This is a genomic window from Polaribacter sp. HL-MS24, assembly GCF_032758595.1.
GTDB lineage: Bacteria > Bacteroidota > Bacteroidia > Flavobacteriales > Flavobacteriaceae > Polaribacter.
On record NZ_CP136415.1, the window covers coordinates 781,609 to 803,667 of the forward strand.

Sequence of the window (22,059 nt, forward strand, 5' to 3'; positions counted from 1 at the left end):
AATTCATAAAAAAAATTACAATTAATATGTATGTTTTAATTCTCATTAAATTATTGGGCTTGAAAAACCAAGTTTATTTAATCCATTTTGTATCTCTAAATCTTGCATAAAAAGATTCCACAATAGTTGTGTTCTATAGTTCTCTATCATTGCTATTATTGGTCCTTGATCAATGGCCAAATATCCATCTGCTACCCAATTATGATGCTCTGAAAAGGCATCGTAAAACCCATATTGCCCCCATAGTTTATGGTTGAGATCGTAATAAAAATGCTCTAAAGCTTTTTTGGATTCTATGGGTGTATACGGAAAAGAGGATAATGCTGCAGTTGGTGTTATTATACCCAAATCATTACCTGGGTGGTGAGCTGAATATCCTGTATGATTATCACTTGCTGTTAAGCCCCAACAGCTATCACTATATCCCTTGAAATTATTTGGATTAGACTTACAGTATTCATAATTGATAAGTGTATGATTTCTATTTTGCTCGAAATAATTTTCTACGTACTCATCTTTTAGTCCTCTTGGATCCAGTCCAATAAATGAATACTGAGCTAAAAATAGTGGCCCACCCAAATCTTCTCCTAAATATAATTTATGGTTGTAAAAAGTTTTTCCATTATACATGTCTCCGTTTCGGGTCCAGCCATTAGAATAAACTTCTTTACTAATTGAGTGAGAAGGCGAAGAAGCTGCAAGAATATAAACTATCAACGCTTCATTCCATCCACTTATATTAAGATTAATTTTGAAATCATGGGTCTTAGACCAATGCCAAGTAATCGATTTATTCCCTTGAGTATACCAATCCCACTCTACATTTTCCCATATTTTAGTGATTCGATTTCTCAACTCATTTTCTTCTGAATTATTTTCAGAAAAAAACTGTCTATTTATAAGCAACCCTTGAATTAAAAATGCTGTCTCTACTATATCTCCTCCATCATCTATACCACTAAAAGGTTTTGTTTTCCCTGTTTTTCCAATATACCAATGAGAATAAGCCCCATGATAGGTTTCAATTTTCTCCAAGAAGGTTAAAACTTTTTTCAAATGAAAAATGGCTTCTTCCTTCGTAATCCAACCTCTATTAACAGCAATCGGAAAACAGGATAATCCAAACCCTGAGCCTCCAATTGTGATAATATCATGACCTTTACCATCAAAAGAATCTTTCTGTGAACGTTCCCTTGCTAAACCACTAATTGGCTCGGCAAAATCCCAAAAATAATTAAAGGATCTTTTTTGAACTGAATCCAATAAATCTTCAAATGGTATTGCTTCAATATTGACTTTTGTAATCTCTTTACTTTTGGTATCTTTATGCTTACAATTAAAAAGACAAAATAATATACAAAAGCACAATAGTAATAGTAAGCTATGCCTTTTAATCAAGTTGATTTTATATTTTTTCCTTTTAATTATCATACAAATACTTTAAAGATTACTAAAAAGTAAAGCCAAGCTTAGTTAAACCGTCTTTTACATTTTGATCATTCATAAAAAGATTCCATAACAACTGTGTTCTATAATTTTCTATCATGGCAACTATAGGTCCTTGGTCTATAGCCAAATACCCATCTGAGTACCACTTATGGTGTTCAGAAAGTGCATCATAAAATCCATATGGACCCCATAAATTACTTTTAAGATTCCCATAAAAATACCTTAATGCTTTCTCTGATTCTATAGGTGTATAAGGAAAAGAAGATAAAGCTGCCGTAGGAGTTATTACACCTAAATCATTGTTAGGTTCGTGGGCTGAATACCCTTGATGATTATCACTTGCTGTTAACCCCCAACTTTCACCATTGTAACCTTTATAGCCTTTTGGGTTAGCTTTACAATACTCATAATTAATTAGTGAATGTGCTTTATTCTGCTCAAAATAATTGGAAGCGTATTGGTCTGACAAATTTCTTGGGTCTAATCCTATGAATGAATAATGAGAAAAAAATAAAGGTCCACCTCTATCCCATCCTAACGGTTGTTTAATACCATAAAATGTTTTTCCATTTTTTATAGCACCATTTCGTCCCCAACCATTTATATAAGTTGACTTATCTACACTATGAGTAGGTGAAGAAGCTGCTAATACATATAGAATTAAAGCTTCATTCCAACCACTAACTATATGGTTCTTTTCGAAATTAAAATTTTTAGACCAATGCCAAGTAATCGATTTATTTCCTTGAGTATACCAATCCCATTCTACTGCTTCCCAAATAGCCGTTATACGATCTCGAATATCTTTTTCATCTCCATTACCATTAAAATACTGTCTATTAATTAATAAACCTTGTATTAAAAAAGCAGTCTCCACTATATCTCCTCCATCATCTTTAGCACTAAAAGGTCTTGTTTTTCCTGTATCGCCATAATACCAATGTGAAAAAGCACCATGATAAGTCTCAGCAGACTCTAAAAAAGTCAATATTTTTTTAAGACGAGCTATGGCTGCAGTTCGGGTTATCCAACCTCTTTCAACTCCCGCAGGAAAACTTGATATACCAAAACCTGAGCCTCCCATAGTTACAATTCTAGGAGATTCTCCTCCATAAGCATTATCTTGAGAACGTTCTCTAGCTAAACCACTCACTGGTTCTGCAAAATCCCAGAAATACTTAAAGGTTCTTTCCTGAACTATGTCTAAAAGTTCGTTTAAAGTAATTTTGTTAACAGGGTTGTTATCTCCACCTCCAACATCTGGTGGTGGAGGTGTTATTTTCTCTGAACTACAACTAAATAGTATAACTATTACACTTAAATATTTAATAAATAATTTGTTATTCATTGCGTTCAATTTTAAAATTTCACCTAAAAAGAGATTAGCCCTCCCAAAACAATAATTGGGAGGAGCAATTTTTAGTTTTTTATCGTTAATTAATATCCTTGATTTTGAATTAGCACGCCTCCAGATTTAACAATTTGCTCTTGAGGAATTGGAAATACCTCATGCTTATTATCAACAAAAGGAATTCCTTTTGAACGCAATACATCACCAGCTCTACCTTGTCTCACTAAGTCAAAATAACGATCATGTTCAAATGCTAATTCCCATCGTCTTTCTTTCCAAACATCCATTTGTGTAGGACTCGCAATATCTGTTAACCCAGCTCTATTACGTACTAAATTTAAAGGTGTAGCTGCATCGCCACCTATCTGAGTAGCTGCTTCTGCATTTATTAATAACACTTCTGCATAACGTAGAATTCTTATATTCTTCCCTGTTTCCCATGCATCAGAAAATTCACTTGAATACGCTTTTTGGTTGTACATTGGATTCACAGCATTTACATTAATCTCTCTTCCATCAAAAAGAATTTCTCCTCTAAACATGATAGTAGCATCTCTTCTAGTATCTCCTGATTCATAAGAATCAGCCAAATCTTGTGTTGGAGTATTAAAACCCCATCCAAAACCACCATCGCCTCTTGCTCCTTGGGAAACACTGTATCCTTGAACACCTGCTGCAGGTTGATCTGCTCTAGCTTGAATTTCAAATATAGACTCTATATTGTTTTCACTCGTTTCTTTCCAAATGTCCTCATAGTTAGGTGTTAACCCATACTCGTTAGATGAAATAATTTCATCAGTTAAAGTTTTTGCTTCCTGCCATTTGTTCTGGTACATACTAACTTTAGCTAGAAGGGCTTTTGCAGCTCCTTTTGTTGCTCTCCCAAGTTCAGAATTTGGGTAAGCACTTTTCTCTGGTAAAACTAAAATAGCGTCTTTTAAATCTTGTTCAATAAAAGCATAAGTGTCTTCTTTACTCGCTTTTGCTAAAATATCTGGAGTTACATCTTCTATGCTTGTTATAGCTTTTAATAAAGGCACTCCACCATATGTTTTTACCAACCTAAAATAGAATAATGCTCTTAAAAACTTAGCTTCTCCAATTAATCTATTTTTCAAATCTTCATCCATATCAAACAAAGGCAATCTACTCAAAGATTGATTTGCTCTCTGAATTCCTGCATAATGCGAACTCCAAACCTCTCTAACTGACAACAATGTTGCATCAATTTCTAAACCATCTAAAAGATTTTTATCTGTACCAGTATCACCAGCTGAACTTCCTTTAGATGCATCGTCAGATGTAATACTTGATATCCCTATCCATGAAAATGTACTTGTAGGCCATTGTAAAAACTGATTATATATTGCGTTTACTAATTCTGGTGCTTTTTCAGCAGTTAATGCAGATTCTGTTTCTTGATTAGTTTTGACATTAACAAAATCTTCACTACAAGATACAATTAGCAGAAGCATTAAAAATGCTAATGTTTTTTTTCCAAGATTGTTTTTTATAATATGTTTCATCTCTTTATTTTTTTTTAAAATGACAAGTTTAATCCTGCGTAGAATGATTTCAAAGTCGGGTAAGCATCTAACTCAATACCTGCTGTCCCTAGAGGATCTCCATTTCCACTACCAGCCAATTCTGGAGTAAATCCTGAAAATTTCTTAAATATAAATGGATTTTTAGCAGAAGCGTAAATTCTGATTTTTGAAAAATACTTCGAAATATTTTGAGGCAAAGTATATCCTAATGTAATATTATTGATTCTTAAGAAATCACCAGACTCTAAATAATAAGTAGAAGATAAAGGCACTGCATTGAACGCAATTGGCCCTGTATTACTAGCCCTTCCAGATGTCCAACGATTATTAAAGGTAGATCTCTCTATATTTTCACCCGAAAAACGTTGTGCTTTTTTACCATTATATACTTTGTTTCCAAAGTTTCCAAAAGTATCAACATTAAAGTCGAAATTTTTGTACTCAAATCCTAGGTTAATTCCAAAAAAATATTTGGGAAAATACGACCCGAAAAATTGTCTATCTGTTTCATCAATCGTTCCATCATTATTAACATCTTTATAAACAAATTCACCTCTATCATCTATTCCTTCAATATCATATAAAAAGAAGCTACCTAATGGCTGTCCAACAGCAACTCGCTTTGTATATTGTCCGTTATCAATATTTCCACCTGTTTGTTCATTAAAAAATGGATTTAACACTTTAGTCAACTCATTTTTATTGTATGAAAAATTACCTCCAATATGATATTTAAATTCATCGCTTATAGCATCAGACCAATATAAAGAACCCTCAACACCTTTATTTTGAATTTCTCCTACGTGAGAATTAAATGGAAGATAACCTACCACATCTGGCAGTTGTATCTCTAAAGTAGCATTAGTATTGACTCTTTTATAATAATCAATTTCTCCACTTAATTTACGATCTAGCAATGTAAATTCAACTCCTAAATTTAACTCATTGGTTACCTCCCAAGTTAAATCTTCTTGAACTGCTCCTGAAATTGTAATACCTTGTTGTACGTTTTGCCCTGAACCGAAAGGATAAAAACCACCAGCTCCTGTAGTTGCAGTTAAAACATTAAATCTAACATTATCATTTCCTAATTCTCCATAACTTGCTCTTAGTTTAAGAACATCAAACAAACCATCTTGCATAAAATCTTCTTCTGTAACTACCCATCCTGTACTAACTGCAAAGAAATCACCAGAACGACTACCTGCTTGGAATTTACTAGAGGCATCTCTTCTAAAAGAAGCATTTAAAAGATATTTGTCTTTATAATCATAATTTACCCTTGCGATATATGAATAAAGTCTATGCTGAACGTTTAAATTACCATCCGACTTTTGAGTAGTATCTAAATCACCAGTTCCTAAATTAAATCTTAAGTTTCTATCAATAGGCACATTATTTCGAGTTCCAGATAAAAACTCACCACCACGCTCTTCAGCAGTTATCCCTAAAGTAGCATTAATGTTATGCACTTCGTTAAAGGTTTTATTAATGGTTACATAGTTATCTACAAACCATCTATAACTATTAAAGTTAGACATGGTTAACCTTGTTTTTGCCGGGTTATCGATTCCTCCTTCAAATTTGGCTTCTGTATTATCAGGGTTAGATGCTAAGTAAGAACCTAAACGATTCCTAAAATCACGAAAACGATCATACTCTGATTCAATCGTAAAACGAGATGTGAATGTTAAAGGCTCTAATAATTTATAATCTAATTTAAATGCTCCTTGCAATCTAAATCTTTTCTCCTGTTGTTCATTGAATTCTATAATTGCAGGATTTCCTACGTTGTTAATTGCTTTAGAAGATCCATATCTCCCCTGATCATCTCTCACAGGAATGATTGGAGCTTGTTTGTAAGCTGTAGTAAACCTACTATCTATTGTGGGACTAGAACTAGATAATTGAACATTTATGTTATGTGAAAAATCTAGTTTGTCATTTATTTTATAATTTAAATTACTTCTTAGGGTAAGCCTGTTGAAATCACTGTCCTTAAGGATACCTTCTTCTTCGTATAATCCTGCACTAAAAAAAGATTGCAAATTTTCAGTACCTCCAGAAAGTGATAAATTATGGTTAGAAACTCTACCTATTCTAGTAATTACATCTAACCAATCAGTATTATAAGGTTGATTTGTAGGTAAAAACGAACTAACATCATTGTCATTAGATAAACTTCTTAAAATAGCTTCGTTAGTATAAATTACGTATTCTGAAGCATTAGCCATTTCCACTCTACTTAGTATATCTCTAAAACCAGTATAATTGTCATATGTTATTTTCATTTTACCTTCATGACCCTTTTTAGTAGTCACAACAATAACACCATTAGCCCCTTTATTACCATAAATAGCTAATGAAGCTGCATCTTTTAGAACATTCATCGATTTTATATCTGAAGAATTGATATTATCAATGTTATCTGTAATTAATCCATCAACCACATAAATAGGGCTACGACCACCTTGTACAGTACCTAACCCTCTTATCACAATAGTGGATGCTCTACCCGGAGCATCTGAAGCAATAATTTGCACACCTGCAGCCTTCCCCTGTAAAGCCTGTATCGCATTTACTACTGGTTCTTTTGCTAAATCTTCTCCTTTAACTTGCGTGACCGAACTTGTTAGAATAGCTTTTTTCTGAGTTCCATATCCAATAACTACGATTTCATCTAACTGATTTATTCCTTCTTCTAAAATAATTGCATAGTTACTAAAAGTTGTTAATACCACTTCTTTAGACTTATAACCTACATAACTAATGATTAATACGTCTCCTACTTTAGCAGTAATTGAAAACTTCCCGTCAAAATCTGTTTCAACACCTTTTTGAGTTCCTTTTACAACAATAGTTGCTCCTAGTAAAAAAGAGCCATCGTTAGATGAAACAGTCCCATTAAATTGTTTTTGAGCTGATACACTTTGCATCGAAAATGTGAAAAACAGCATTAACAAAATTTTAATTTTCATATCTTTCCTTATTAATTGAATTAAATTGATTACACTCATAATTTGTTTAATGTAAAATTAACAAAAACACACATGATATATTTAGTCTCTTAATTAGAAGAAAGCGTAAAAAACTGAAATACAATGTATTAGCACGTATACGTATATTAATTTTTAACTTTTAGATGTAGAAAATGATGTAGAAAATAAGGCAAAAAATGAGATGGAGATGAATAAAATTACACCTTAAAAAGAACTATCTCTAAAAAAACATATCAAAATTTAAGCAAAAATTTAGCAAGGGTTTCTTCAATAGTAATATTTAATTTTTTCCCTAATCTATATCTGTGTAATTCAACTCCTCTAACACTTATACCCATAAGTGGGGCAATTTTTTTAGAAGTAAGACCAGTTTTCACATATGCACAAAGCCTTAAATCTTTCTTTGTTAATTTTGGTTGTATATCTGTAAGCTTTTTAAAAAAATCTTGATTTAATTCATTGAAATTTGATTCAAATATTTCCCAATCCCTATTATTAAAAATATTTTTTTCTGCTATTTCAAGAATTTTTTTAGTTTTTACTGATTTTTTAGGACTGATTTCTACAAATCGCTTGAGCTCATTTCTTAATATCATAATTGACTCATTTTTTCTTATTGCAGCATCAGTAGTATTCAATAATTCTTTTCTTTTGGACTCTATTTCTTTTTTTAGATTTTCTTTTTCAATTTTGTTAATTCTATTTTGAGTTTCGCTAATATATTTTCTTTCAAGTGCTATTTGCTTTTTCTTCATTTTATTTTTATTAAAAATATAAATTAAATAAAAAACTAGTAGTAGCAGTAATACATATATAAACTTCATTAACAATGATAAGTACTAAGGTGGAAGTACTGTAAAATGAAGCTCTTTTATCTTAGAAATTTTTTCCTTTATACTATTATTTTTAATAGCTAAAACGTAATCTCCATATGCTAAATTTTGCAGGGTTAGTTTGCCTTTATTGAACAATTCATTTTGGTTTATTTTTCCATACAAATTATAACTATACTTACCTCCACCATATAGATAAGGTGTGCTAATTTCGAAAGATAAGTATTGAGCGTCTTTATAAGGAATCCGTAATTTAAACTCATTTATAGAGAACTCTTTATTTTTTGAATAGATCCTATTAATAATGGGGGTTTTAACCTCTTTATTATCTTTCTCTTCTATCTCATTCATAGTAAAGAGAGCAAAACCATCATTAAGGTTTATAATTCTTAATGAATCGTTCTGAGCTTTAATTTTCTCAAAACCACTTACAGATCTTCTTTTAACCTCAGACATATCAATTTGATTGATCTCAAGGTAATTTTCATCAAAATAAGTAATTCTATTCTCCTTATCTATTAACCAACCGCCTTTATCTCCATATGAAATTAAAGCTTTGTTATTGAATTTTTGAAACCTCTCATAACTAACAATACTGTCTTTGTTTTTTAGATAAGTAAACCATAATCCGGAATTATAAAACAAAATAGTATCATTTATTTTACAAATCTTAGTTTGATATAGATTGTGATTTTGGATTTTCTCGTAAGCTTTTATTTTTAAAGCTTCTGTATAGTTTTTATTAAGTTGTATTCTAAAAACTCCTTTATATGGATGTGAAGCCCAAATAACAGAATCCGATTCAAATACAATTTTGTTTACTAGAAAAGAAATATTTTTTACTGAAACAGAATACCAACTTTTTTCATTTTTCCGAACTAACCTTATTCCTGTATAAGTGCTTTGTAGGTATTGGTTCTTTTTTTTTGGTACCTTTATCATTCTATAGACTCCGTCAGAATGAATTTTTTCAGAGATAGTGTCTGAATTTATTACAAAACTTCCTTCATTGTGATTAACAAATAATTGATTATTTATTATATCTAAACTCCAAACATGACCTTCAGTATTATCAATTAATTTTAACTCTCTAGTCTTTGAAAGCATATAAACACCTGTATTGCTTGCCAGATAATATTTATTTTTAAAAAAGACTACATCATAAACTCTTCCTAAAATACCTGTATCATCTTTATAGAAAAGAAAAGGTGATTTAAAATTAATTTTACTTAGTCCATTATCCAAAGCAACCCAAAGTAACCCTTGTTTAAATTTTAAATCTAAAACCGTATTATTATTTAACCCTGAAATATTATTTATCTGCTTAAGTGTGTTTAACTTGATATTATAAAGAATTAACCCTTCTTTTATAGTGCCAAAAATTAATGTGTCTTCATCTAAAAAAGTGGCTTTATTTAAAATACTTTTGTAAAGAAATAAATTTATTTTCTTTGGTAGTGATTTAGCTTTTTTTAAAGTCGAATTGTATAAAAAACCTCCATTTTTAAGGTCGAAAAAAAACAATTGTTCTCCTACGGAAGCTACATTATTTATAGAATCCAATTTGGGTAAAACATCCTCTCTACCTCTATAAGGAATTAATTTATCATTATGTACTTGGAGAAGTCCTCTACTTCTATTACCAATTATCAATTTGTTTTGATATACCACCATATCAAAAGTATCTACGCTATTTTCAATATACTTAATAGCATCTCCATCGTATACATAAATTCCACCTGAAATTGATTTAAAAAATATTTTTTCTTTATACGAAGTTATTTGCCAGAATTGTTCATTTGTAAAATCATGTGAAGCATCAAACTTATTAACAAGTGATGTGTATTTTATACCTCCGTAACTATTCTTTGTCCAAAAACCAAACTCTTCATAAGAGCCTGTATAAATTCGATTTTGATCTACCAAAACTGAACGCACAATTGTATTGTTTGGAAGCTCAAAAAGTTTCCAAACCTCTCCAGTATACATTAGAAGTCCTTTGTTATTTGCTACATAAACAACTCCATCTGAATCAACATCAATTCCCCAGTTTTGATTATCCGCATTATAATCTTTAATCGAATAATTTTCTATCTCTGGATTAAAACTTTGAGAATTTAAGGGCAAGCAAACTGACATTAAAACAACAAACAAAGCGTATGTCCTCAAGTACAATGCTATTTTCATTCTTCTACGGTTATTGTTTTTATCGTAAATTTTAAGTAAATATAAGTAAATATATATGTTTTTACTAATATTTAATAATATTCATTTAAACAATATTATTTTTAGAAATGAGTGATATTATGCTTTGAATTATTTAAATTCCCTACATCTAATCTAGCTTTAAATAAAGTCATATTTATATAATAATTTTCAGTATCGCTTTGTATTTTAGCTGAAATAATAGATACAATATTTAAATTTTGTTTTTTTTATTTCATTTTTACTCTCCTTGCTTTTTTTGTTGAAACAACCCTGTTGACTGGAGGATTTGGAGGAGCAACTTGCTTTTGCAATAATGGACAAAAATGATAGGAGGAGATTGCCCATGGTGTGGACAAGTAGGCTCCATAAGAGGAGGCTACAAAGGGCTTTGCATTGAATAGCAAATAGTTCATAGTAATAACTGTAAGCAGCCCTTAAAACCCCACTGTTTAAAAGAATAAAAAATAGTACCTTTAAACAGAAAAAAAAAATCCCTTCCAAACTAACAGTTCAAAAGGGATTAAAAGCTGCTTTTGTTGGCCTACAAGGACTCGAACCTTGAATGTCGGTACCAAAAACCGGTGTGTTACCAATTACACCATAGGCCAATGCTTTATTGCGGGTGCAAATTTATAACAAAGTTTCAATTCTACAAGCATTTTCTAAAAAAAGATTCGGTTTAACAATCTTTTATGAAATTTTCAATGGGGTTCCCGCTATTTACGAGCATTTTATTCGGATTTATTAGTAAATTCGCAACACAATATTTTACAAATCATGACATCATTCAACTTTAAAAAATGGGATCTAATTTTAGGTTGGACCACATTTACTATAGCTTTAATTACCTATTCTTTAACCATAGAACCTACCGTAAGTTCTTGGGATGTTGGAGAATACATCTCAACAGCTGTAAAACTTGAAGTGGGTCATCCTCCTGGAGCACCTCTATTTCAAATGCTAGGGGCCTTTTTTGCGATGTTTACAACAGAGGTTTCAGAAATTGCTAAAATGGTGAATTTCATGTCTGCTCTTGCAAGTGCATTTACCATTCTTTTTATGTTTTGGACGATTTCTAATTTGAGTCAAAAATTGGCATTAAAATCGGGTGCACTAACCGAGGGAAAATACATTGCAATTTTAGGAAGTAGCCTTGTTGGATCCTTAGCATATACCTTTTCGGACAGTTTTTGGTTTAGCGCCGTAGAAGGTGAGGTTTATGCAATGTCTTCTTTTTTAATGGCGTTATTGTTCTGGCTGGGCTTGAAATGGGAAAGCGAAATGCACCTCCCTCGGGGGAACAAATGGTTGGTTCTAATCAGTTTTGTAGTGGGCCTCTCCTTTGGTGTTCACATTCTATCCTTATTAGTCATTCCGTCCATTGTCTTATTGTACTTCTTTAAAACCTATCCAAAAATCACCCTAAAAACAACTGCGATTGCAACCTTTATTGCGATTGTGATATTGATGCTTGTTTTTAAATTTCTATTTCCATTTACTTTAAAATTCTTTAGTGCTTCCGAATTATTTTTCATCAACTCTATCGGAATGCCTTACAATTCGGGCACCATTATCGCAGGAATTATTTTGATAGCTTTGTTTTATTATGGGCTCAAATGGACTCGAAAAAAGAAGAAAATAGCGCTTAATACATTCCTATTGTCCTTGTTATTTATCATGGTTGGGTTCTCTTCTTGGATCATGTTACCCATAAGGGCCAATGCCAATACTACAATTAACGAAAATAATCCATCGAGCGCACGTGAGTTACTCGCCTATTACAATAGAGAACAATACGGAGACGCCAATGTTTTTTATGATACCTATTATTCAAATTCTTACCAAAGAGAAATTGACCGAGACACTCCTTCTAAGGACGACAAACCAAAATACGAAAAGAAAGACGGAAAATATATTATAGTAAATCATTACAAAGATGTATTGCCAAATTATTCCGACAAGCACAAAGGATTTATTCCACGAATGGTAGACCCCTCTCCTGCAGTCATTAAGCGTTACAAAGCCATTGCTGGAATCCCTCAGAAAAGCGAACGAAGACCCACTTTTGGGGAGAACTTGACCTTTATGATCGACTATCAGTTTGGGTACATGTACGGACGATATTTTATGTGGAACTTTGTTGGAAGACAAAATGACATTCAAGGAAATCTTGATATCAACAACGGAAACTGGTTGAGTGGAATTGATTTCATCGATGAAGCGCGAATCGGTTCTCAACAAAACCTTCCATCTTATGTTCTTGAAAACAAAGGACGAAATACCTACTATTTTTTACCCTTTCTGTTAGGATTGATTGGTCTCCTCTACCAGATCAAATGGGATAAGGAAAACTTTTTCACTTTACTGCTCTTTTTTGCTTTTACAGGTTTGGCAATCATTTTTTACACCAACCCCAAACCATTCGAGCCTCGAGAAAGAGATTATGCCGTGGTCGGTAGTTTTTATATTTTTGCAATCTGGATAGGTTTTGGAGTGCTCTCCATGTATGAAGCGCTTAAAAAGTGTGCAAACCAAAAAACAGTAGCAATTGTCATCAGTTCGATCGCACTCGTTGCTGTACCTGCTTTAATGGCACAGCAAAACTGGGACGACCATGATCGCTCTAACAGATTTACTGCTCACCTGAATGCACAGGCCTATTTAGAATCTTGTGACCCCAATGCCATTATGTTTACCATTGGCGATAATGACACTTTCCCGCTCTGGTATATGCAAGAAGTAGAAGGCATTCGAACCGATATCAAATTGATCAATACTAGTTTGTTTGCAACCGACTGGTACATCGATCAAATGAAACGTGCTACTTATGATGCACCTCCGATTCCATCTCAATTGACCCATGATTTATACAAATTTGGAAGCTTGGATGTTGCATATTATTTTGATGAATTGAGAGCCATCCCAAAAGACTCTACCATTTCTATCAAAGACTTCATGCGTTGGATAGAAAGCAAAAACAGTCGAACTTTTTACGATTTAGATGAGGATGGTATTCCCGAAAAAATATTACCCTCCAACAATATCCGAATTCCTGTCAACAAAGAAAATGTCTTGGTGACAGGAATTGTACAACCCAAAGATGCGGATAAAATTGTGGACTATATCGACATTAAAATAGATCGCGGAATTACCAAAAACAGAATTTTAATGCTAGATATCCTAGCCAATAACGATTGGAAACAGCCGATATACTTTACCGGTGGTTCCAATGCAGATGAAGAATACATTTGGTTAAAAGACTATCTTCAGCTAGATGGATTGGGATACAAACTTGTTCCAATCAAAACACCAATTGGAAAAAAGAGCCTTTTTGACATGGGGAGAATCGATCCTGAAAAAATGTACAGTAATGTTCAAAAATGGAATTGGCGCAACATCAACGATGGAAAAATCTATTTGGACGAACAAAGCAAACGAAATGCCATTTCAATGCGAAATAGCTTAATGCGCTTATCTTCAGCCTTCGCACAGGAAGGGGACACTTTAAAAGCCATTGAGGTTTTAGACCTATCTCTAGACAAACTACCCATCAAAGATTTTGACCATTATAGTTTGTCCTTAGAATATCCAGAAATGTACTATCGCCTGGGCGAAGTTGAAAAAGCTAGAAAAACTGCTGAGATATTGATTGATTTGTTTAGAGAAAAACTCATTTGGCACAGTAGCTTTTCAAAAAATGACTTCGACTTGGTTTTTGAGGATTTTGACATGACCTTCCGCTATTTGTATCGAGGAGTATTAGAGCAGGTGCAAGAGAATGATCCCGAATTTGAATACTTGAAACAACTACAAGACGAATTTAATGGAACGCTGGATTTATTCAACCATATCATGCCTGCTGAAGAAGAAGAAACTGCTGGGGATGCTGATCTTTTTAAAGACTAAAAAGCAATAAAATCCTGCTGCCGTTCAGACGAAGGCAGGAAATTTTATAAAAATCAAAAAATCAAAGGTATTGTTGTACGAGACCAATCAGCGTATTGGCATCTTGCTCTCCTGTTTGGCGCCATTTCATTTCGCCATCTTTATAAATCATAAAAGTAGGATTTCCTTTGACACGCAAAGCTTCTGCAAGAGGTTCGTTCTTTTTGATGTCAATTTTAATCACTTTGGCACGATCACCCAAAGCAGCAGCAACATCACGAAGTGTTTCCACACCATTATCAACCTCATCCCAATCGAAATAGAAATCTATTAAAACAGGCTTCTGAACACTAATTAATTCACCAAATTTTGTCATAACATAAAATTTATATGGGGCAAAAACGTATAAATTATCGAATTCTTAATCTACAAATATACGAAATCTTAATGAATCCTTTGAGTATCAACCTTTTTTCAGTTCAATGACGGTAATTTCAGGCCAAATTCCTACTCTACCTGGAAAGGCATGATAACCAAAACCGCGGTTTACATTTATGAATCTTCCAGCCTCTTCGTACAAACCTGCCCATTGTTTGTAAACATATTTTGAGGGACTCCATTTGATCCAACCCGGAATTTCAATACCCAACTGCAAACCGTGCGTATGCCCACTCAAGGTCAACTGATAATTGAACGGATCTTGTTTTACTTTATATTCCCAGTGACTAGGGTCGTGAGACATTAAAATCTTAAAATCATTTTGATGAATCCCTGCAGAAGCTCGCTCTAAGTCCCCCGCTTGATTGAATCCTTTTCCCCAATTCTCAACGCCCAATAAGGCTATTTTTTGACCTTCTTTTTCTAAATATCGGTGTTCGTCCAACAACAAATCAAAACCAATTTTTTGATGTACGTTTTTGACTTCCTGAAAGTTTCTGACCTTGTCTTCAGGATTTTTCCAGTCCATATAATCACCATAATCATGGTTTCCAAGTATTGAAAACTTTCCATGTTTGGCTTCCAATTTGTCAAAAACAGAAATCCAACTGTCCATTTCGTCGGCTTTATTATTTACAAGATCTCCGGTAAATAAAAGCAGATCCGATTTTTGCTCATTGATCAAATCAACTCCGTATTCAATTTTCTCTTTATTGGTAAAGCTTCCCGAATGAATGTCTGAAATTTGGGTAATCGTAAACCCATCAAAAGCGGCAGGTAAATCATCAAAAGTAAGCGTGTATCTGACCACCTTATAGTTGTATTTTCCTTGTATGATTCCATAAATAAAGGAGGCAAAAGGAATCGCTGCCAACCCCAAAGCGAGTTGAGAGAGGAATTTCCTTCTATCAGCTAGAGGTTGTGTTTCTCCAGAAGAAATTACAGAAAAGAATTTTAAAATCCATCGGTAAACATCTTCTCCAAAAAGAATACAGAGAATTGCCAATTTGGGTAATAAGACCGTTAACATAGTCCCCATTGCCATTTGGAATTGGGGGGTTTGCCCCTGGCTTCGGTCATAGGTGATCATGACATATAAAAAATTACAGTAGGCAACCAAACTGATAATCACCCACGAATATCGAATCCATTTGCTTTTAGACACCGTTTTGAGCGCCTGAAAAGCATACAATTCGAGCACCACCATAATGATCACTAAAACACTTATCCTCACAATCCAACGCATATCCCTGAAGTCTTTAAAAATTTTGACAAATATACCTGTTAAAACACAAATCAATTTTAACATCCTGTTAAAGTTTTGTAGCTTTACTGCTGTGATTCTTTTTCTTTAGAAAACACATTGTTTTTCGTCAAGAAAAAAAATCCTTAACACAGATACCAACCCAATGTCAGACCAAAAAAGAGTTTTTTTAGTAGATGCTTTTGCATTAATTTTTAGAGGATATTACGCGTTTATAAAAAACCCACGAATCAATTCCAAAGGTCTAGACACGTCTGCTATTATGGGTTTTATGAATTCGCTACTAGATGTAATCAAACGAGAAAGACCCGATCATTTGGCAGTTTGTTTTGACAAAGGTGGTAGTGTTGACCGAGTAGAAATGTTTGAAGCCTATAAAGCCAACCGAGATGAAACTCCAGAAGCTATTAAAATTGCCGTTCCTTATATTCAAGAAATACTAAAAGCCATGCACATTCCAGTGATGGTCAAAAACGGTTTTGAAGCCGATGATGTCATTGGAACCTTATCCAAACAAGCAGAAAAAGAGGGCTACAAAACGTATATGGTGACTCCTGATAAAGATTTTGCCCAATTGGTTTCCGAAAATATTTTTATGTACAAACCCCGTTTTGGAGGAGGTTATGATATTTGGGGTATCCCCGAAGTTCAAGAGAAATTTGGGGTAACAGATCCTTTGCAAGTGATTGATTTTTTAGGAATGATGGGAGATGCGAGTGACAATATCCCCGGACTGCCTGGGGTGGGCGAAAAAACAGCGAAGAAATTTTTAGCTACCTATGGTTCTATGGAAAACTTGTTGGCAAACACCCATGAACTAAAAGGAAAAATGAAAGAGAAAGTAGAAGCTGCCAAAGAATTGGGACTGCTCTCCAAAAAACTTGCCACCATTATGTTGGATGTGCCAGTTACCTTTAACGCTCGGGACTTTGAGCTAGACGCTCCTGATTTAGGAAAAGTAACCGAACTTTTCAACGAGTTAGAATTCAGAAATTTATTGGTGAACTTCACCCGAACGTTTTCAGAAACAGAAGTGGCTACAGCAACTGAAAGTGTGAAAGTAGCACCTGTTGTAAAAGCAAAAGCTCCTGCTGATGACGGTCAATTCGATTTGTTTGCAGCTCCAGGAACTGGAAATATTTCCGAAGCTGACGTAGCCTCAGGGTTTAAAACCATTGAGAATACCAGTCATTTTTACCAGCACATCGACTCGGCCTTTTCAAGAAAACTATTGTTAAAAAAATTACTCCAGCAAACATCGGTATGTTTTGATACTGAAACTACTGGTCTAAAGGCTTTAGAAGTGGAACTAATTGGCATTGCCTTTTCATACGAAACTGGCAAAGGATATTATGTTTCGTTTCCAGAAGACCAAGAAGAAACCCAAACTATTTTAGAAGAATTTCGTCCCTTTTTTGAGTCGGAAACCATCGAAAAAGTAGGGCACAATTTAAAATACGACCTCAAAGTATTGTCCAACTATGCCATGGCTGTCAAAGGTCCTTTGTTTGATACAATGATTGCTCATTACCTCATCAATCCAGACATGCGCCATTCAATGGATATGTTGGCGGAAACCTATTTGAATTACCAGCCCGTATCGATTACGGAATTGATTGGTAAAAAGGGAAAAAACCAACTTTCGATGCGGGAGGTTCCACTAGCAGACCAAACCGAATATGCGGTGGAAGATGCCGATATTACGTTTCAGCTTAAGGAGCATTTTACCAAAGAATTAGAAAGTGGAAATGTAACCCAATTATTCAACAAGGTAGAATTGCCCTTGGTATCGGTCTTAACGGCGATGGAAATTGAAGGAATCAATATTGACGTCCCTTTCTTAAACCAATTGTCTGTTGCATTGACTGATGATATCAATAGGCTAGAAAAAAGAATTTACGAACAAGCAGGGGAAGAATTCAATATCGCTTCACCCAAACAATTGGGAATCGTTTTGTTTGAAAATATGCAATTGGTTGCCAAACCCAAAAAGACAAAAACAGGTCAATATTCTACAGCAGAAGACGTGCTGTCCTATTTGGCAAAAGAGCATCAAATTATTCGAGACATCCAAGAATACAGACAGTATAAAAAATTGCAAAGCACCTATGTAGATGCCTTGCCCAATGAGGTGAATTCAAAAACAGGAAGAATTCATACCCAGTATATGCAAGCAGTCGCGGCTACGGGAAGATTGAGTTCGAACAATCCGAATTTACAGAACATCCCTATCAGAACCAAGCGAGGACAAGAAGTACGGAAGGCTTTTATCCCAAGAGACGAGCATCATGTGTTGTTAGCGGCAGATTATTCTCAAATAGAATTGCGAATTATTGCGGCACTGAGCGAAGAAGAAACCATGATGAACGCCTTTAAAAATGGCGAAGACATTCATGCTTCTACAGCCTCAAAAGTCTTTGGAGTGCCTTTGGAACAGGTAACTCGTGAACAGCGTAGCAATGCAAAAACAGTTAATTTCGGAATTATCTACGGAGTTTCTGCTTTCGGATTGAGCAATCAGACCGATTTGAGCAGAAGTGAAGCCAAGGAATTGATTGACACCTACTACGAAACCTATCCAAAACTGAAAGCCTATATGTCCGGGCAAATAGATTTTGCTCGCGAACACGGCTATGTAGAAACGGTATTAAAAAGACGTCGTTATCTTAAAGACATCAACTCTCAAAACGCAATGGTGCGAAGTGGTGCCGAACGAAATGCTGTAAATGCGCCCATACAAGGTTCTGCAGCAGACATTATCAAATTGGCGATGATCAACATTCACCAGCGATTTGAAAAAGAAAACTTCAAATCTAAAATGCTCTTACAGGTACATGATGAATTGGTTTTTGACGCCCATAAAGACGAAATCGAAATCATCCGACCCATAATCAAATACGAAATGGAAAACGCCTTTACCATGTCGGTCCCTTTGGATGTAGAAGTGGGTCTGGGAGACAACTGGCTCGAAGCGCATTAATATTTCATCCCTAACAAATAGCTCCCTGTCTAAGGGTGTATTTGCTCCTTTTCAAATATCAAACCATCCTTTTTGAAAAACGGTATCTCAAAAACGAAGTAAGACCCGATTTTGAGCAGGAATCTAAAAATTCTGTTCAGGGGTGTGAAATCTTTATTAGCTGGAATGACTGGGGCTAAAACATTGACAATTTGTTATGTAGCAACAAAAGTGAGAGAAAATTATGTAAGCTGTGTTTTGAATTTTTGGAATAATGATAAAGTAACTGAAAACAGACTCGCACTTCTGTTGGAAAAAATAATATGGCATAACAATCGTAACCGTTGCACAAGCCCACGAATGTACTGTACTGTTTTAAAGGGCTTCCATAAGACCGAAAGAGCTTTGTAAGGCCAATCATTTCAGGTACTTTTTTAAATTATAAGCAATTGCTATTACAAACTTCTCTTTTTTAAGGAAGCCGCCAATATCACTTAAAATACTAAAGTTTGCTGTCGAAACGAAAAAACTCAATTTCAAAGTCACTTAGAACAAAATACATTTCTTTTTTTTGATTAAATTAGTCCCGAAATAAATTACCCATGGGAGAAAATACAAAAGAATTAGAGAGCTATTTAGCAAATCATTATATACACAGAAGCAATTGGCTGAGGGCAGCCGTCCTTGGAGCCAATGACGGAATTTTATCAACCGCAAGTATTGCTATTGGTGTTGCCGCTGCAAGTGATTTTCGAGAGCCGGTAGTATTGGCAACACTGGCAGGGCTAGTTGCGGGTGCTTTGTCTATGGCAGCAGGAGAATATGTTTCCGTTTGTTCTCAAACAGATATTGAAAAAGCAGACATAGAACGGGAAAAAGAAGAACTTCTTGAAATGCCTGAACTCGAACTTCAAAGACTCGCTGAAATTTACGAACATAGAGGCCTAAAAAAAGAAACGGCCATGCTAGTTGCAAAAGAATTTACAGCCCATGACGCTCTCGGAACCCACATTCGCGACGAGCTAGGAATCAACGAAATAAGTCAGGCCAACCCCATGCAAGCAGCTTTTGCTTCTGGGGCTGCATTTACCGTTGGAGGAATGTTACCCTTTTTAGTTACCCTCTTTCTCCCTCTGAAAAGTATGGAATATTCATTGTACGGTTTTGCCTTATTTTTCCTAGCCCTTTTGGGTGCCGTATCTGCCAAAACAGGAGGAGCAAGTATTGGAAAAGCAGTTCTAAGAATTTCTTTCTGGGGAACAATTGCAATGGGATTGACCGCCGCTGTTGGTCATTTATTCAATGTGAATATTGCCTAAAATAAGGTCATGAAAATTTTTAACTACGAAAAAGAAAACAGCTCTTTTGGGTACAAAACCATAATTAAGACATTAAAAAAACGAATTAGTTTCCAAAAAAAGTATTTTTGCTTTTACGAACCATACCACACTAATTTTGAGTCTTTTTCATCTATTTAAATCTGATGTTTCGAAAATTGAACTTCCTAAAAGGTTCACATTCCCGTTTTATTACGAACCACATAGGCTCGCAAAATTAGCCGCTAAAGAACTGCAAGATTACTTAGAAATTCAAACTGATTTTATTCACAATTTCGGATTCGATGCAAATGATTCCAAAAATGCCATTGGAAAAATGTTTGGAGTACTAGTCGTGAAAAATCAAAATGGTCAATTAGGCTATTTGGCTGCATTTTCAGGTAAATTGGAAGACGAAAGTTGCCCGGAGACATTTGTACCACCGGTTTTTGATTTAAGAACTCCTCATAGTTTTTATCGAAAAGGAGAAGAAGAAATCGGAAATATCAACCAACAATTGACTGCATTAAAAAAGGATCCAAAATACCTCCTTTTGAAAAAAAATGTCCAAAAAAAATCCAAAGAAATTGAAAAAGACCTTGAGCTGCAACGAAAAAAGATGAAACGCTCTCAAAAAGAACGAAAGCTTCGCAAAAATACTGCTGCTCAAAATTTAACTGCAAAAGATTTCGCCATATTCACGACTAAACTAACCCAAGAAAGTTTTAATGATCAATTTTTTTACAAAGAACTACTTGCCTATTACACCCTCAAAATTGATCAGAACAGAAAAGAATTTCTCTCGTATGAAACTCAAATTACAACCCTAAAAAAGCTTCGGAAAGATACTTCTGCATTGTTGCAAAAAACCTTGTTTGAAAAGTTCCAATTTTTAAATTCCAAAAAAGAATCCAAAGCTCTCATCGATATTTTTAACAATCCTGAAATAAAACCTCCAGCGGGTTCTGGAGAATGCGCTGCTCCAAAATTATTGCAATTCGCTTTTAAAAATGAGCTTACTCCCATTTGTATGGCCGAGTTTTGGTGGGGAGTCTCTCCAAATTCTGACATCAAAAAACATCAAAATTTCTATCCTGCATGTCAAGGTCGATGCAAACCCATTTTAACACATATGTTAGACGGGATTACGATGGATGAAAACCTACTTCTTAAAGAGATTTCTACAGACAAAGCACTGGAAATTATCTACGAAGACGATGCCTTGATTGTGGTAAATAAGCCTGCAGAATTTTTATCGGTTCCCGGAAAAGAAATCAGCGATTCTGTCTATACGCGCATCAAAGAACAATATCCAGATGCTACAGGGCCCTTAATTGTTCACCGACTTGACATGTCTACATCGGGAATACTGTTGCTTACCAAGACCAAAGAAGCAAACAAAGCATTACAAAGTCAGTTTATCAAAAGGACCATCAAAAAAAGGTACATCGCATTGCTTGAGGGTGATGTATCTGGAGAAAAAGGAAAAATTTCCTTGCCTTTGCGATTGGATCTTGATGACAGACCCAAACAATTGGTTTGTTTTGAACATGGCAAAAACGCAGAAACTATTTGGGAAGTCATCAACAGAGAACAAGGAAAAACTCGAGTGTATTTGTACCCAATTACAGGAAGAACCCATCAATTACGAGTTCATGCAGCCCATAAAAATGGATTGAACCATCCGATTCTCGGTGACGATTTGTATGGAACCAAACAAAATCGATTGCATTTACATGCAGAATTTATTGCTTTTACACACCCAACTACTCAAGAAAAAATGAGCTTTCGAGTTCCTCCTGATTTTTAA

General features: G+C 34.4%; 13 protein-coding genes and 1 tRNA gene. 4 read left to right on the forward strand and 10 right to left on the reverse strand.

What is annotated here, in order from left to right:
- Positions 1-45 precede the first annotated feature (45 nt).
- The 8 genes from RRF69_RS03665 to RRF69_RS03700 all read right to left on the reverse strand — a co-directional run bounded on the left by RRF69_RS03665 (position 46) and on the right by RRF69_RS03700 (position 10,995).
- On the reverse strand, positions 46-1,431 hold the full coding sequence (locus RRF69_RS03665; RefSeq protein WP_316940612.1) for a glucoamylase family protein: 1,386 nt from the start codon (positions 1,429-1,431) through the stop codon (positions 46-48).
- A 19-nt stretch (positions 1,432-1,450) separates the two neighbouring features.
- Complete coding sequence (locus RRF69_RS03670) at positions 1,451-2,797, reverse strand: glucoamylase family protein (RefSeq protein WP_316940613.1); 1,347 nt, start codon at positions 2,795-2,797, stop codon at positions 1,451-1,453.
- A gap of 89 nt (positions 2,798-2,886) precedes the next feature.
- Positions 2,887-4,326: a RagB/SusD family nutrient uptake outer membrane protein gene (locus RRF69_RS03675; RefSeq protein ID WP_316940614.1), complete on the reverse strand. Its 1,440-nt coding sequence runs from the start codon at positions 4,324-4,326 to the stop codon at positions 2,887-2,889.
- Between the two features lie 14 nt (positions 4,327-4,340).
- Complete coding sequence (locus RRF69_RS03680; protein WP_316940615.1) at positions 4,341-7,325, reverse strand: TonB-dependent receptor; 2,985 nt, start codon at positions 7,323-7,325, stop codon at positions 4,341-4,343.
- A gap of 254 nt (positions 7,326-7,579) precedes the next feature.
- The gene (locus RRF69_RS03685) at positions 7,580-8,101 is read right to left on the reverse strand and encodes a helix-turn-helix transcriptional regulator (RefSeq protein ID WP_316940616.1); all 522 of its coding nucleotides are present in this window, start codon (positions 8,099-8,101) and stop codon (positions 7,580-7,582) included.
- An 84-nt stretch (positions 8,102-8,185) separates the two neighbouring features.
- A complete protein-coding gene (locus tag RRF69_RS03690; RefSeq protein ID WP_316940618.1) occupies positions 8,186-10,366 on the reverse strand; it encodes a hypothetical protein in 2,181 nt (726 codons plus the stop codon).
- 248 nt (positions 10,367-10,614) lie between these two features.
- Positions 10,615-10,800, reverse strand: coding sequence for a hypothetical protein (locus RRF69_RS03695; protein WP_316940619.1), 186 nt, complete (start codon positions 10,798-10,800; stop codon positions 10,615-10,617).
- A 123-nt stretch (positions 10,801-10,923) separates the two neighbouring features.
- Positions 10,924-10,995, reverse strand: a tRNA-Gln gene (locus RRF69_RS03700).
- Between the two features lie 169 nt (positions 10,996-11,164).
- Between RRF69_RS03700 and RRF69_RS03705 the strand changes: the two genes are divergently transcribed.
- A complete protein-coding gene (locus RRF69_RS03705; RefSeq protein ID WP_316940620.1) occupies positions 11,165-14,293 on the forward strand; it encodes a DUF2723 domain-containing protein in 3,129 nt (1,042 codons plus the stop codon).
- A gap of 61 nt (positions 14,294-14,354) precedes the next feature.
- Here RRF69_RS03705 and RRF69_RS03710 read toward each other — a convergent pair whose 3' ends face one another.
- Positions 14,355-14,648 (reverse strand): thioredoxin family protein, encoded by a 294-nt coding sequence (locus tag RRF69_RS03710; RefSeq protein WP_316940621.1) that lies wholly within the window; start codon positions 14,646-14,648, stop codon positions 14,355-14,357.
- Between the two features lie 87 nt (positions 14,649-14,735).
- Positions 14,736-15,956 (reverse strand): metallophosphoesterase, encoded by a 1,221-nt coding sequence (locus tag RRF69_RS03715; protein WP_316941105.1) that lies wholly within the window; start codon positions 15,954-15,956, stop codon positions 14,736-14,738.
- A 163-nt stretch (positions 15,957-16,119) separates the two neighbouring features.
- Here RRF69_RS03715 and polA point away from each other — a divergent pair, with 163 nt between their 5' ends.
- From polA to RRF69_RS03730, 3 genes are all read left to right on the forward strand, one after another.
- Positions 16,120-18,954, forward strand: coding sequence for a DNA polymerase I (polA, locus tag RRF69_RS03720; protein WP_316940622.1), 2,835 nt, complete (start codon positions 16,120-16,122; stop codon positions 18,952-18,954).
- A gap of 581 nt (positions 18,955-19,535) precedes the next feature.
- Complete coding sequence (locus RRF69_RS03725) at positions 19,536-20,252, forward strand: VIT family protein (protein ID WP_316940623.1); 717 nt, start codon at positions 19,536-19,538, stop codon at positions 20,250-20,252.
- Between the two features lie 136 nt (positions 20,253-20,388).
- Positions 20,389-22,059, forward strand: a complete 1,671-nt coding sequence (locus RRF69_RS03730) for an RluA family pseudouridine synthase (RefSeq protein ID WP_316940624.1) — start codon at positions 20,389-20,391, stop codon at positions 22,057-22,059.

Excerpts from the sequence above, each read along its gene's own strand:
- RRF69_RS03665 (WP_316940612.1), bottom strand. The coding sequence starts at position 1,431 with ATGATAATTAAAAGGAAAAAATATAAAATCAACTTGATTAAAAGGCAT.
- RRF69_RS03670 (WP_316940613.1), bottom strand. The coding sequence starts at position 2,797 with ATGAATAACAAATTATTTATTAAATATTTAAGTGTAATAGTTATACTA.
- RRF69_RS03675 (WP_316940614.1), bottom strand. The coding sequence starts at position 4,326 with ATGAAACATATTATAAAAAACAATCTTGGAAAAAAAACATTAGCATTT.
- RRF69_RS03680 (WP_316940615.1), bottom strand. The coding sequence starts at position 7,325 with ATGAAAATTAAAATTTTGTTAATGCTGTTTTTCACATTTTCGATGCAA.
- RRF69_RS03685 (WP_316940616.1), bottom strand. The coding sequence starts at position 8,101 with ATGAAGAAAAAGCAAATAGCACTTGAAAGAAAATATATTAGCGAAACT.
- RRF69_RS03690 (WP_316940618.1), bottom strand. The coding sequence starts at position 10,366 with ATGAAAATAGCATTGTACTTGAGGACATACGCTTTGTTTGTTGTTTTA.
- RRF69_RS03695 (WP_316940619.1), bottom strand. The coding sequence starts at position 10,800 with ATGAACTATTTGCTATTCAATGCAAAGCCCTTTGTAGCCTCCTCTTAT.
- RRF69_RS03705 (WP_316940620.1), top strand. The coding sequence starts at position 11,165 with ATGACATCATTCAACTTTAAAAAATGGGATCTAATTTTAGGTTGGACC.
- RRF69_RS03710 (WP_316940621.1), bottom strand. The coding sequence starts at position 14,648 with ATGACAAAATTTGGTGAATTAATTAGTGTTCAGAAGCCTGTTTTAATA.
- RRF69_RS03715 (WP_316941105.1), bottom strand. The coding sequence starts at position 15,956 with ATGCGTTGGATTGTGAGGATAAGTGTTTTAGTGATCATTATGGTGGTG.
- polA (WP_316940622.1), top strand. The coding sequence starts at position 16,120 with ATGTCAGACCAAAAAAGAGTTTTTTTAGTAGATGCTTTTGCATTAATT.
- RRF69_RS03725 (WP_316940623.1), top strand. The coding sequence starts at position 19,536 with ATGGGAGAAAATACAAAAGAATTAGAGAGCTATTTAGCAAATCATTAT.